Raw genomic sequence first — 12,943 nt, forward strand, 5'->3', positions numbered from 1 at the left:
CTGTGTCATTGGAGGAGCGTATTCAACAGGTAAATCAGAAGATCGAGGACGCATGTCGGCGCAGTAACCGTCATCGTGATGATGTGAATGTGATTGCGGTCACGAAATATGTCTCACTTGAAACAACGGGATCGGTGCTGGATCATGGTCTTGAGCATATCGGAGAAAACCGGTGGCAGGATGCACAGGCCAAATGGGAAGCTTTTGGTCAGCAGGGTACCTGGCACTTTATCGGTCATTTGCAGACAAACAAGGTGAAAGACGTGATTGGCAAGTTTCGTTACATCCATTCACTGGATCGTTTGTCATTGGCGAAGGAGTTGGATAAAAAAGCAGCTTCACTTGGCATCCAAGTGGAAACGTTTTTGCAGGTGAATATTTCGGGTGAAGAGAGCAAGTATGGCTTACAGCCTGAACAGGCAAGTTCTTTTTTGCGTGATATTCGTTCGTTCAACAATCTCAAGGTCGTTGGCCTGATGACCATGGCACCTCATGAGGAAGATCCGGAGCTGACGCGTCCCATATTTCGTGGATTGCGTGAGCTGAGAGATCAATTGAATGGACAAGCCCTTACAGCAGAGCCATTGACTGAGCTGTCGATGGGGATGTCCAATGATTTTGAAGTGGCCATTGAAGAAGGTGCAACCTGGGTACGGCTAGGATCGATTCTCGTAGGAAAAGAGGAGGGTTCACGATGGGCGTAATGAATAAATTTATGAATTTCCTCGGACTTCAGGAAGAGGAAGAGATTGTGGAACGTGAACGAATGGCTGCGCAGGAGGAAAATGAATCTGAACATCAGGAAGCTGAAACCTCCAGTCTCGATAAACGTAGAAACCAAAGGGGGAATAATGTGGTGAGCATTCATTCCCAGAAAAATGTTAAAGTTGTCCTGTATGAACCGCGTTCTTATGACGAGGCTCAGGAAATTGCCGACCATCTGCGTTCGCATCGTACCGTTGTGGTGAATCTGCAACGAATTCGCCAGGACCAAGCGCTGCGCGTTATTGATTTTTTGAGTGGCACGGTATATGCATTGGGTGGCGGTATTTCCAAAATCGGCGGAAACATTTTTCTCTGTACGCCAGATACGGTTGAAATTCAGGGATCAATTACGGAAATACTGGCTGACAGCGAGCAAGATTATAACAGAATGAGGTGAGCCACTTTTGTATCAGATTGAAAGCGTGTTGTACACGTTATACCAGATTTACTTTTACATGGTCATTGTCTACATATTGATGTCTTGGCTTCCCAATGCGCGGGAAAGCTTCATCGGTGAATGGCTGGGCAAATTAGTGGAACCATATTTAAGACCGTTTCGCCGATTTATACCGCCTTTGTTCGGTGTGCTGGATATTTCCCCGATTGTGGCGCTGATCGTTCTGCAACTTGCGCTTAATGGGCTAATCTCCATACTCCGGTATTTTGCATATTAGGGTAGGGTGACATAGATGAGCGGTGAAATTTACGAACATTTTAGCCATGATGAGCGGGATTTTGTAGATAAGGCTTCGGATTGGGTTGAGCAGGCGGGTAAGTATCATGACATGAAGCTAACTGACTTTCTTGATCCAAGACAGGTTTTTATATTACAGACTCTTGCCAATCGCCGTAACGACGTTCAGATTCGTCTGGATGGTGGTTACGAGGCTGCTGAACGCAAGCGTGCGCTGGTTGCACCTGATTATATGTATCTGGATGATGAGGATATGGGTATGCAGGTGCTCAGTATTACGTCTGATGATCAGAAAATCTCGGAGCTGGAGCATGGGGACTATATGGGTTCCCTGCTCGGGCTTGGGATGAAACGTGGAAAGATCGGGGATATCCAAGTGCTGGAGGACGGTTGCCATACAGTGGTGGCGGCGGAAACCGGCGCTTTTTTATCGCTTCAACTGAATCAGGTGCATCGGTTACATGTGTTCACAGAGTTACTTCCTTTGGATCAGATGCGATGGTCAGAGAGTAAACTGGAGACGATGGACATTACGGTCGCTTCGCTTCGTTTGGATGGAATCTGCGCAGATGTGTATCGGCTTAGTCGCAGTAAAGTGCTGGCTCCGATCAAAGCTGGTCGCTGCCGTGTGAACTGGAAAGTTGAGGAAGATCCCTCCAAATCGCTAAAAGCGGGTGATGTCGTATCCATTCAGGGATTTGGCCGCTTCAAGGTTATGGAACAGGATGGGATGACCAAAAAAGGGCGTTGCCGAGTGAAAATCGGCAAATTTGCCTGAGTCTGTTGCAGGAAAATCCGCTTTCTTGTCGAAATGTTTATCATAAAGGTGTAGAAAATACGCGGTGTATCCGATAAACATTAAGTCAAAGCTTTACATGAACGTTGGAGGATGCAATTCTGATCCTGCATTCCGTATACGTTGTCAAGGTTAGGCAACAACGATACGGCCCCTTGGGTGGTACCCATATGCTGCAAACCTTCTCTGGACGGGAAGGAACTTTAACAGGAGGTGGACAGCATGCCATTAACGCCGCTGGACATACACAACAAGGAATTTTCCCGACGTTTGCGCGGGTATGACGAGGATGAAGTCAATGAATTCCTGGATCAAGTCATCAAAGATTACGAAGGCGTCATTCGCGAGAACAAAGAGCTGAGCAATCAGTTGCTGTCCGTTCAGGAGAAACTGGATCATTTTTCTACAATTGAAGAGACGCTTAGCAAAACGATCATCATTGCGCAGGAAGCTGCTGATGATGTGAAGGGTAATGCGAAGAAAGAAGCGCAGTTGATCGTGAAGGAAGCAGAGAAAAATGCAGACCGGATCGTGAACGAATCGTTGGGCAAATCTCGCAAAATTGCTTTGGAAGTGGAAGAACTGAAAAAGCAGGCCTCGATTTATCGTGCCCGTTTCCGCACGCTTGTTGAAGCGCAGCTTGAACTGTTGACTCAGGATGGTTGGGAAGTGCTGGAGAGCCGGGAGCAGGAAGTGCGTGACCGTGAGCGGGAGATGAAAGAAATTTATTAGTCTGTCGCCTGGTTGACTTTTGTCTGCAAAGAGGCTATAACTATATTCATAATGAATAGTGATTCCATGACGGGTTCAGTACGTTATGATCTCATCCCTCAGAGAGTTGGTGGTTGGTGCAAACCAATGGATGAGTTATAGCCGAATATCTCCCCGGAGAAGTGACGCTGAAGCGGTGATTATGATTGCCGTGTGTAAGCCGAACCGTAAGCCGTACGTTATAACGGCACCCTGCGGTAGTATAGCGGGGCATAAGCGCTGTTGATGACAGAGCATACCCAGGCTTGCCTGGATGTGGTTTGTGATGAACAGAATTAGGGTGGTAACGCGAGTATAGCCTCGTCCCTTTCCAGGGACGGGGCTTTTTTGTGTCCAAAAAAGGCGAACGCCCATGAGGCCCGCAGGGACCTCAAGGAGAGAGCCGCCCGCCGGGAAAGCGAAGCACCCGGCACACGGGTTTCGCTAAGGCGAACGCCCATGAGGCCCGCAGGGACCTCAAGGAGAGAGCCACCCGCCGGGAAAGCGAAGCACCCGGCAACACCCGCCTCGCAGTAAGGCCATGCGGCGTTCACGCAGGGAACAGCCGCAAAATGGCCGCCATCACGCACATTAACCCTCGTCCATAAGCGCCAGCGCTCCCCAAACGTCAACCCATCCCGGGTGTCCAGAGGGCGGAGCGCCTATGGGGTCCCCCTTGGCAAGGGGGATTTAGGGGGATTGAAACGCTTTTTGTGGACGGTCCACAATCCAACCAAAGAAAGGGAAGATAATGATCATGCAACGAGTTGACGTTAAAGAGAAGGCACGTGCCAGAGAATTACGCGTGTTAGATAAATGGAAAACGGAGAATACATTCAAAAGATCCATCGAAAACCGTGAGGGCAAGCCAAACTTCGTATTTTATGAAGGGCCGCCTACAGCAAACGGTAAACCGCATATCGGTCACGTACTGGGACGGGTAATCAAGGATTTTGTTGGACGGTATAACACGATGAAGGGTTACCGTGTCGTTCGTAAAGCAGGTTGGGATACACATGGTCTGCCTGTAGAACTGGGTGTACAGAAGAAGCTTGGCATCTCCCACAAGTGGGAGATCGAAGATTACGGCGTGGAGAAATTCATTAACGAATGTAAAGCGAGCGTATTCGAATACGAGCAACAATGGCGTGATCTGACAGAAGGTATCGGATATTGGACAGACATGGATAACCCGTATATCACCCTTGATAACAACTACATCGAGAGTGTATGGAACATCCTGGCGACAATTCATGAGAAAGGCCTGTTGTATCGTGGTCACCGTGTGAGCCCGTATTGTCCTTCTTGTCAGACAACACTGAGTTCCCATGAAGTTGCACAAGGGTACAAAGACGTCAAAGATCTGAGTGCTACAGCGAAATTCAAACTGAATGACAGCGGAGAATTTGTACTGGCTTGGACGACAACACCTTGGACACTGCCTTCACACGTCGCACTTGCCGTGAATCCGGATATGGACTACTCCCGTGTTCGTCAAGGTGATGAAGTGTACATCATGGCAACCAATCTGGTTGAAAAAGTGATGAAAGATACCAAAGGTGAGTATGAGATCATTGGTGCACTGAAAGGTGCCGATTTGGTTGGCAAAACGTATGATCCTCCGTTCAACTACGTACAGGCTGAGAAAGCCAACATCATTCTGGGTGCAAGCTTTGTAACGGATGCAAGTGGTACGGGTATCGTACACATGGCTCCTGCCCATGGTGAAGATGACTACCGTGTATGCCGTGAGAATGGGATCAGCTTTGTGAACATGGTGGACTTGGAAGGTAAATTTGTCGCTGAGGTTACTGACTTTGCCGGACGTTTCGTGAAGGATTGTGATATTGATATCGTAAGATATCTGTCTGAGCATGGACGTTTGTTCAGCAAAGAAAAATATGAGCACAGCTATCCGTTCTGCTGGCGTTGTGATACACCGCTTCTGTACTATGCAATGGACAGCTGGTTTATCCAAACAACAGCCATCAAGGACCAATTGATTGCCAACAACAGTGAAGTGGATTGGTACCCAGGTCACGTTCGTGAAGGTCGCTTCGGGAAATTCCTTGAGGATCTGGTGGATTGGAATATCAGCCGTGATCGTTATTGGGGAACTCCGCTGAACATCTGGGTGTGTGAGGAGACTGGCGAACAATTTGCACCACACAGCATTGCAGAATTGCGTGCTCGTGCGGTAGGTGATGTGCCAGAGAATCTTGAATTGCATAAACCATATGTGGATGACGTTAAAGTCATGAGCTCTTGTGGCAAATATGAGATGAAACGTACACCGGAAGTAATCGATGTATGGTTCGACAGCGGCTCCATGCCGTTTGCGCAGCAGCACTATCCATTTGAAAATAAAGAAGTATTCGAACAGCAGTATCCTGCTGATATGATCTGTGAGGGAATTGACCAGACACGTGGCTGGTTCTACAGCTTGCTGGCGGTTTCCACCCTTTTGACAGGCAAAGCGCCTTACAAAGCGGTTATGGCTACAGGACACGTTCTTGACGAGAACGGACAGAAGATGTCCAAATCCAAAGGTAACGTTATCGATCCTTGGGAAGTAATTGAAGAATACGGTACAGATGCATTCCGCTGGGCTTTGTTGTCTGACAGTGCACCGTGGAACAGCAAACGTTTCTCCAAAGGTATCGTAGGCGAAGCAAAATCCAAAATGGTGGATACGCTGGTCAACACCCATGCATTCCTGACGCTTTATGCTACCATTGATGGATTTGATCCACAGGAGCACCCGTTCCAACTGTCCGCACACAAGCTGGATCGCTGGATTCTGTCGAGACTGAACAGTCTGATCCTGGTTGTAGAAAAAGCATTGCTGGTTAACGATTATCTGAACTCCTCCAAAGCGATTGAAGCATTTGTTGATGAGTTGAGTAACTGGTACATCCGTCGTTCCCGTGACCGGTTCTGGGGAAGTGGGCTGACAGAGGATAAACTGGACGCTTACCGTACATTGACTGAGGTACTGGTGACTACCGCGAAGTTGGTTGCTCCGTTCACACCGATGCTGGCAGAAGACATCTATTTGAACCTTGCAACAGGTGAGAGTGTGCACATGGAAGACTATCCGGTAGCTAACGAAGCGCTGATTGATGCAGGACTGGAACAGGATATGGAGACGGCTCGCCGCGTGGTTGAACTTGCCCGTAACGTTCGTAACGAAACAGGCATCAAGACACGTCAGCCGCTGTCTGAATTGATCGTTTCCCTGGATAAAGGCTTTGACCTGACAAGTTATGAAGAGATCATCAAAGAAGAGATCAATGTAAAAGGAATCCGTACGGAGCATAATGATGCGGAATTCGTTGACTTTACATTGAAGCTGAACCTGAAAGTTGCAGGTAAGAAATACGGTAAAAACGTAGGGTTCCTGCAAAACTTCTTCAAGGGAATGTCAGCCGATGAGACGCGTAAAGTGGTTTCGGAAGGTGTACTGAACATCGTTTCACCGGAAGGCGAAGAGCTGCAAGTAACGAGCGAAGAATTATTGGTTGATAAACAGGCCAAATCAGGTTTTGCTTCAGCATCAGGTTACGGTCTGACGGTTGCGCTGAATACCGAAATCACGGTAGCCTTGGAACAGGAAGGTTGGGTCCGTGAAGTGGTTCGTGCTGTGCAGGATACCCGGAAACGTCTGGACCTGCCGATTGAGAAAAGAGTACGTTTGACACTGGATGTGGATGCATCCCTTCAGGAAGCTATTCAGGCGTTTGATGATGTGTTGCGTGAAAATGTTCTCGTAACCGAAGTTACATTTGGCTCGAATGAGTCCATGGAACGCGTTGAAGCCGGAGGCAAATCGATCGGTATTTACATCGAAGCGTAATTCGGAGCATGTCCCATTCAATTAGGACAGAATATAGAGTATAAACAAACGAGCCGCAGAGGCAGGGACATATTCCCTGGTTCTGGGCTCGTTTGTTTTTTAGGTAATAAGGCAATGATTCTATAGTGCAGTCAATCTATATTGATCAAAGGAACTGACCAAAACATGAGCGAACATGACAAGCAAACCGCATCCACTTCACAACAATCAACATCAGATAATCTCAATTCCCATGACAAAATTGAAGAGTTACATACCCTGACGAACCGTCTGGCGAATGAACTGGAACGTTCACGAATAGCGCAATACACAGAATTGCTGAACAGACCATGGAAATTGATTGGACTTAACCTGTTGTCTGGAGCCGCACGAGGTGTGGGGATTGCGATTGGGTTTACCTTTTTCGCAGCAACGATCATTTACGTTTTGCAGCTACTTGGGGCGCTCAATCTTCCCATTGTTGGAGATTACATCGCTGATATTGTGCGCATTGTCCAGCGCCAACTTGATATGAACACATACTAAGCGATTAAGCGAAAAAAGCAAATGATATCAAAATGCAATTAATACGTGTCATCCGTCTCCATATCCGGTTCTAACAGACCCTCGCCCTCACGGTTCTCCAGGTACTGGCGATATTGCCGATTGCGCACGATGGAGACGTCATGACCATAGATGTCCGTGGCAACAAAGCTTTCGTACGCTTCAACGCAGCCTTCCACTTCATCGGTGGCTTCAATCGCCATAACATCATAGCTGTCGATATCGCGTCCTTCAGCCATGGCTGGTGAGTTCGATGTGCCCCAGCTTTCAACAATCTGCCAAGTGTCTTCACCATCGAAGCCATTTTGATCATCACGCTCGTCCAGACTGGTTCGACCAAATGCCGGGGCGAGGAATTCTTCCTCTACAGGACGGTTCTCAGAGACAACGGTTTCCGGTTGATGTTTTTTGCAGTATTTGGTGTAGGGGACAGCTTCCATGCGTTCATAAGGGATGGGTTGCTGGCAGACCGCACATGTACCGTAATGTCCTTCTTCGATGGAGTGCAGTGCAGAATCGATTCGTTCCAATTGGAATTCATCATGTTCCAGCAGGGAAATATCTTTCTCGCGTTCATACACCTCCGTGGCTATGTCACCAGGATGGTTATCAATTGGTGATAATTCACCTGTCTGTAGTTTAAGGGAGTCTCCAAGGCCATAATGCTCGTTTTCCGAAAGTCTATGTTCAATATCGCGCTTATCGGACATCAGTTGGGAACGTAGAAATTGTAGCTGTTCGTTAGTAAAATGTGACATGATTTTCCCCTTTCTGCTTTCATGCTGAAATCCGGATTTTGACTCTATTGTAGGATGTGCCATTGAGGGCAAGATTACAGAAGGGAAATGTTATCGTTTTTGCCATAAGCATTGCGATGTAGCGCGTCGTGGACGATTTCCAAACAGCTGTGCTACAATAAACAAGTCTGGCGTAAGCCTGGTATCGTTTGGAAAAGACAAGAACGGAGTGACAAACAAACGTGGTGTATTATATCCTCGCTTTTATCGTATTTTTATTGGATCAGGGAACCAAGTATCTGATTGCAACGCGGATGGAACTCAGAGAAGAAATTCCGGTCATTGGCAATTTCTTTGTCATCACATCACATCGTAACTCAGGAGCAGCATTTGGCATTCTGCAAGACCAGCGTTGGTTCTTTATCGTGGTTACGTTGATTGTGGTCGTTGCCTTGATTTGGTATTTGCAAAAGGTAAAAGATACCCCGCACAAATTGCTGCCTGTGGCGCTTAGTTTGGTGCTTGGTGGAGCAATTGGCAACTTCCTTGACCGGGCATTGACCGGAGAAGTTGTAGATTTTGTACAACTTAATTTTGGAAGTTATACGTTTCCCATTTTTAACATCGCCGATTCGGCAATCTGCATCGGTGTAGGGTTGATCATAGTGGAGACATTGCTTGAAGGACGGCGCGAAAAAGCAGCCGCGAAGATTGAAGGGAATGAACATCATGAGTAATCCGAATAAGGAACAGATTAACGACGAAGAACTAATGAATGGCAATGAACGTATGGAATGGACCGTTGCCGCTGAACATAAAAAAGAACGAATTGACAAATATATTACGGAAGCCGTGGATAACGTATCTCGCTCCCAAGTTCAATTGTGGATCGGAGACGGAATGGTTACGGTAAATGGTGCTGTAGTCAAAGCCAATGCCAAGTTATCCGAAGGGGATCTGGTTGAGTTACAGATTCCAGAACCAGCTGCTGTGGAGATCATTGCCGAAGATATTCTGCTGGAAGTGGTATATGAAGATAGCGACCTGATCGTGATCAACAAACAGCGTGGTCTTGTGGTGCATCCGGCACCAGGACACACGTCGGGTACCCTCGTTAATGCACTTATGCATCACTGCAAAGACCTCTCGGGTATTAATGGGGAGTTGCGTCCTGGTATTGTGCATCGTATCGATAAGGATACATCCGGCCTGATCATGGCTGCCAAGAACGATCGTGCTCATGCATCACTGGCTGCTCAGTTGAAGGAACATACGGTGAATAGACGGTATATTGCGCTTGTTCATGGTCATCTTAATCATGATCAAGGTACCATTGATGCACCGATTGGACGGGATACCAATGACCGCAAAATGTATACGGTCACAGAACGTAACAGTAAACATGCCGTTACGCATTTTACCGTTACAGAGCGGATTAATGATTACACCTTGCTGGAATTGAAACTGGAGACAGGACGTACTCACCAGATTCGGGTTCACATGAAATTTATTGGTCACCCGCTTGTAGGAGATCCAACTTATGGACGGAATAAAGGCATCAAAATGCAAGGACAGGCTCTTCATGCGGCCATTCTTGGATTTGTGCATCCAACAACGGGAGAATACCTTGAATTTTCAGCTCCGATTCCGCAAGATATGGAAGACGTGCTCGCCTCGCTACGCAGTCGTTAACAGCTCCAAGAAAGTACAAATGTTCGGATACTTTGTCCATGGCTTTGATCACGCAAATGCTTCATATTAAAGTGTAGAAATTTGCGTCAAATGAGGAGATGAACAACGTTATGAGTATCGATAAATACCAAGAAACTTACATTCAGACTAATTTTGCCGACCGTATCGGTGGCTCCAACTATGGTAAAGACACGAACATTTATAAATTCGAGAAAATCAAACGTGCCAAAGCTTCGGCCAAAAAAGATTTTCCCGATGTGGAACTGATTGACCTTGGTGTAGGTGAACCGGACGAAATGGCTGATGCAGGCATTGTAGCTGCACTTGCAGAAGAAGCTTCCAGACCTGAGAACCGTGGTTATGCTGACAATGGTATTCCTGAATTCAAAGCTGCTGCTGCTTCCTACCTGAAAAACGTATTCAACGTAGAAGGTATCGATGCAGATACTGAGATCGTACATTCCATTGGTTCCAAACCGGCTTTGGCGATGATGCCTTCATGCTTCATCAATCCAGGTGATGTGACAATCATGACCGTTCCAGGTTACCCGGTTATGGGTACACATACGAAGTATCTGGGTGGAGAAGTGTTCAACATCCAGTTGACGAAAGAGAACAACTTCTTGCCTGATCTGACGGCTATCCCGGAAGACATCGCAAAACGTGCGAAGTTGCTCTACCTGAACTATCCGAACAACCCAACAGGCGCAAGCGCGACGGTGGAGTTCTTCACTGAAGTCGTTGAATGGGCTAAGAAATATAATGTTGTGGTTGTACATGATGCTCCATATGCAGCATTGACGTATGATGGCAAAAAACCATTCAGCTTTCTCTCGGTACCTGGTGCGAAGGATGTCGGCGTAGAGCTGCACTCTCTGTCCAAGTCTTACAACATGACAGGTTGGAGAATCGGATTTGTAGCGGGTAACCCGCTTGTAGTCAAAGCATTCAGCGACGTGAAGGACAACAATGACTCCGGTCAGTTCATCGCGATTCAAAAGGCTGCTGCTTATGGATTGAATCACCCTGAAATTACGGAAAAAATTGCAGAGAAATATTCCCGTCGTCATGACATGCTCGTTGCCGCATTGAACGATTTGGGCTTCCAGGCTGAAAAACCTAAAGGTTCATTCTTCCTGTATGTAGAAGCACCAAAAGGTGTGGTTGGCGGACGTCGCTTCGAATCCGGCGAAGATTTCTCCCAATTCCTGATTCGTGAGAAACTGATCTCATCCGTACCTTGGGATGATGCGGGTAACTTTGTTCGTTTCTCTGTAACCTTTGAAGCGAAGGGTGAAGAGGAAGAGAAACGTGTTATTGCTGAGATCAAACGTCGTCTGAGCGACGTACAATTTGAATTTTAATCGCATCACCCAATAGTTAAATCATGTACTAACGAAGAGACCGGAAACGGTCTCTTTTTTTATGCCCATATTAGATTTTTTTCATTTACTCCCTTTACAAAATTATACAAGCAACATATGATTAGATCTTTACGTTATTTGTTATATACAGAAGTTGTTGTTGAAGGGAGTTATTACAATTGTTATCATCACGAACAAGTACGGTGTCCTCACCGGCTACAGGAACAGGCAGTACAGTGTCAGGATTAATCAGATTGTTAAGACCCAAACAGTGGACTAAAAATCTGCTGTTATTTGCTGCGTTACTATTCTCTTTTGAGGAGATTCGGACTGAAACCATTCTTGCGACGTTGCTTGGTTTTATTCTATTTAGCCTTGTTGCAGGCTGTGTGTATATTTTAAATGACTTTGTAGACCGGGACAGGGATCGACAGCATCCGGTGAAAAAGTATCGTCCTATGGCTTCTGGGCAGGTGAATCCGAGTCATGCTTTGTTGTTTGGCATTATTCTATTAATCCTTTCCGTAGGAACGGCCTTCATGATGAACCCTCTATTCGGGGTGTTGTGTATCGTCTATTTCCTGTTGAATGTATCGTATTCATTTGTGCTGAAACATCTCGTTATCCTGGATATGATGACCATTGCAGCCGGTTTTGTACTTCGTGCCATTGCAGGTGGTGTGCTGATCCATGTGCCATTCACACCGTGGTTTTTGATCTGTACAATGCTGTTGTCGTTGTTTTTGGCCATTGGAAAACGCAGAAATGAACTCACGTTGCTTGAGGGAAATACGGGATCACATCGTAAGGTTTTGGATAACTACTCCATTACGTTACTGGATCAATTCAATACAATTGTGACGACAGCTACGATTATCAGTTATTCCCTGTTCACATTCACTTCAGATCGAACCATTCATCTCATGTGGACGATTCCATTGGTCATTTACGGCATGTTCCGTTACCTGTATCTGATCCACATGAAGAACCAGGGAGGTTCGCCCGATCGTGTGCTGTTTGAGGACAAGCCTATATTAATTACGGTTATGTTGTATGTGCTAAGTGTTGTTACAATCTTTGCAATCTTTGAATAAAGGCTGAGGGGGATCAGGGTGAAAAGCACGAAAGTCGCAATTTTTGATATTGATAAAACGATCATACGCAGTGATTCCATGTTTCAATTTGTGCATTACGGTGTTCGCCGTTACCCGTGGCAGGTATGGAGATTACCTGTCATTGCATTACATACCGTGTTATTCAAGGCAGGCTTCATGACGGTTGAACAAGTCAAACGATCCTACTTTCAAGAAATTGAGCGTATGTCTGAAAAAGATCTCGAACATTTCTTTGATACTCGCTTGCGTACGTCCATTTTTGCCGAGGCCAGTGTAGAGATGCAACATCGCAAAGAAGCAGGGTATCATGTCTTGCTAGTAACTGCATCTCCGCATGCCTATATGAAATACTTTAATAATTTTCCCTGGGTGGATCATGTAATTGGAACTGAACTTGTCCGTCATGAGAATGGTTACACATGCAGAGTTGATGGCAGCAATTGCAAAGGGGAAGAGAAGGTACGCCGAATTCAAGCTTATCTGAGTGAGAAGAATATGGTCATTGATTATGACCAGTCATGTTCCTACTCGGACTCCTTATCCGACCTTCCAGTCATGCAACTTGTAAGTCAACGATACTTTATTAACAAGCGTGTTCCGGACATGGAGGCATTAACGTGGGGGAAATAAA

General features: G+C 46.3%; 13 protein-coding genes and 1 other annotated feature. Of the genes, 12 read left to right on the forward strand and 1 reads right to left on the reverse strand.

The features are described 5' to 3' along the window. Positions 1-2: 2 nt before the first annotated feature. From CXK86_RS25570 to CXK86_RS25605, 7 genes are all read left to right on the forward strand, one after another. Entirely contained in the window at positions 3-704 is a 702-nt protein-coding gene (locus CXK86_RS25570; RefSeq protein WP_076250767.1) for a YggS family pyridoxal phosphate-dependent enzyme, read from the forward strand. Next, entirely contained in the window at positions 695-1,162 is a 468-nt protein-coding gene (locus tag CXK86_RS25575; RefSeq protein WP_017687313.1) for a cell division protein SepF, read from the forward strand. Before CXK86_RS25570 ends, CXK86_RS25575 begins: the two co-directional genes overlap by 10 nt. A 7-nt stretch (positions 1,163-1,169) precedes the next feature. Next, positions 1,170-1,439, forward strand: a complete 270-nt coding sequence (locus CXK86_RS25580) for a YggT family protein (protein WP_036674839.1) — start codon at positions 1,170-1,172, stop codon at positions 1,437-1,439. Positions 1,440-1,454: 15 nt separating this feature from the next. Next, positions 1,455-2,237: a YlmH family RNA-binding protein gene (locus CXK86_RS25585; RefSeq protein WP_036614847.1), complete on the forward strand. Its 783-nt coding sequence runs from the start codon at positions 1,455-1,457 to the stop codon at positions 2,235-2,237. A gap of 240 nt (positions 2,238-2,477) precedes the next feature. Then, positions 2,478-2,987, forward strand: a complete 510-nt coding sequence (locus CXK86_RS25590; protein ID WP_017687316.1) for a DivIVA domain-containing protein — start codon at positions 2,478-2,480, stop codon at positions 2,985-2,987. Positions 2,988-3,044: 57 nt separating this feature from the next. After that, positions 3,045-3,337 (forward strand) — a binding site (T-box leader). Positions 3,338-3,762: 425 nt separating this feature from the next. Continuing rightward, positions 3,763-6,861 (forward strand): isoleucine--tRNA ligase, encoded by a 3,099-nt coding sequence (gene ileS / locus CXK86_RS25600; RefSeq protein WP_076250772.1) that lies wholly within the window; start codon positions 3,763-3,765, stop codon positions 6,859-6,861. 165 nt (positions 6,862-7,026) lie between these two features. Then, positions 7,027-7,386, forward strand: coding sequence for a DUF5665 domain-containing protein (locus CXK86_RS25605; protein ID WP_017687319.1), 360 nt, complete (start codon positions 7,027-7,029; stop codon positions 7,384-7,386). A 38-nt stretch (positions 7,387-7,424) separates the two neighbouring features. On the opposite strand, the gene CXK86_RS25610 is transcribed toward CXK86_RS25605, so the two are convergent. Beyond that, positions 7,425-8,162 carry a TraR/DksA C4-type zinc finger protein gene (locus tag CXK86_RS25610; protein WP_076250774.1) on the reverse strand — a complete coding sequence of 246 codons (738 nt, stop codon included), beginning with the start codon at positions 8,160-8,162 and terminating at the stop codon, positions 7,425-7,427. 221 nt (positions 8,163-8,383) lie between these two features. On the opposite strand from CXK86_RS25610, the gene lspA reads away from it, so the two are divergent. The 5 genes from lspA (at position 8,384) to CXK86_RS25635 (ending at position 12,942) form a co-directional block, all read left to right on the forward strand. Then, the gene (gene lspA, locus CXK86_RS25615) at positions 8,384-8,878 is read left to right on the forward strand and encodes a signal peptidase II (RefSeq protein WP_017687321.1); all 495 of its coding nucleotides are present in this window, start codon (positions 8,384-8,386) and stop codon (positions 8,876-8,878) included. After that, on the forward strand, positions 8,871-9,833 hold the full coding sequence (locus tag CXK86_RS25620) for an RluA family pseudouridine synthase (RefSeq protein WP_370511419.1): 963 nt from the start codon (positions 8,871-8,873) through the stop codon (positions 9,831-9,833). Before lspA ends, CXK86_RS25620 begins: the two co-directional genes overlap by 8 nt. Positions 9,834-9,943: 110 nt before the next feature. Next, entirely contained in the window at positions 9,944-11,197 is a 1,254-nt protein-coding gene (locus CXK86_RS25625) for an LL-diaminopimelate aminotransferase (protein WP_076250778.1), read from the forward strand. A 203-nt stretch (positions 11,198-11,400) separates the two neighbouring features. Continuing rightward, positions 11,401-12,291 carry a decaprenyl-phosphate phosphoribosyltransferase gene (locus CXK86_RS25630; protein ID WP_076251205.1) on the forward strand — a complete coding sequence of 297 codons (891 nt, stop codon included), beginning with the start codon at positions 11,401-11,403 and terminating at the stop codon, positions 12,289-12,291. 18 nt (positions 12,292-12,309) lie between these two features. After that, a complete protein-coding gene (locus CXK86_RS25635) occupies positions 12,310-12,942 on the forward strand; it encodes an HAD-IB family hydrolase (RefSeq protein WP_036614827.1) in 633 nt (210 codons plus the stop codon). The last annotated feature ends 1 nt before the right edge of the window (position 12,943 follow it).

Source organism: Paenibacillus sp. BGI2013 (genome assembly GCF_002843485.1).
In the GTDB taxonomy this organism is placed as follows: Bacteria; Bacillota; Bacilli; order Paenibacillales; family Paenibacillaceae; genus Paenibacillus; species Paenibacillus amylolyticus.

Excerpts from the sequence above, each read along its gene's own strand:
- CXK86_RS25575 (WP_017687313.1), top strand. The coding sequence starts at position 695 with ATGGGCGTAATGAATAAATTTATGAATTTCCTCGGACTTCAGGAAGAG.
- CXK86_RS25585 (WP_036614847.1), top strand. The coding sequence starts at position 1,455 with ATGAGCGGTGAAATTTACGAACATTTTAGCCATGATGAGCGGGATTTT.
- CXK86_RS25590 (WP_017687316.1), top strand. The coding sequence starts at position 2,478 with ATGCCATTAACGCCGCTGGACATACACAACAAGGAATTTTCCCGACGT.
- ileS (WP_076250772.1), top strand. The coding sequence starts at position 3,763 with ATGCAACGAGTTGACGTTAAAGAGAAGGCACGTGCCAGAGAATTACGC.
- CXK86_RS25605 (WP_017687319.1), top strand. The coding sequence starts at position 7,027 with ATGAGCGAACATGACAAGCAAACCGCATCCACTTCACAACAATCAACA.
- CXK86_RS25610 (WP_076250774.1), bottom strand. The coding sequence starts at position 8,162 with ATGTCACATTTTACTAACGAACAGCTACAATTTCTACGTTCCCAACTG.
- CXK86_RS25620 (WP_370511419.1), top strand. The coding sequence starts at position 8,871 with ATGAGTAATCCGAATAAGGAACAGATTAACGACGAAGAACTAATGAAT.
- CXK86_RS25625 (WP_076250778.1), top strand. The coding sequence starts at position 9,944 with ATGAGTATCGATAAATACCAAGAAACTTACATTCAGACTAATTTTGCC.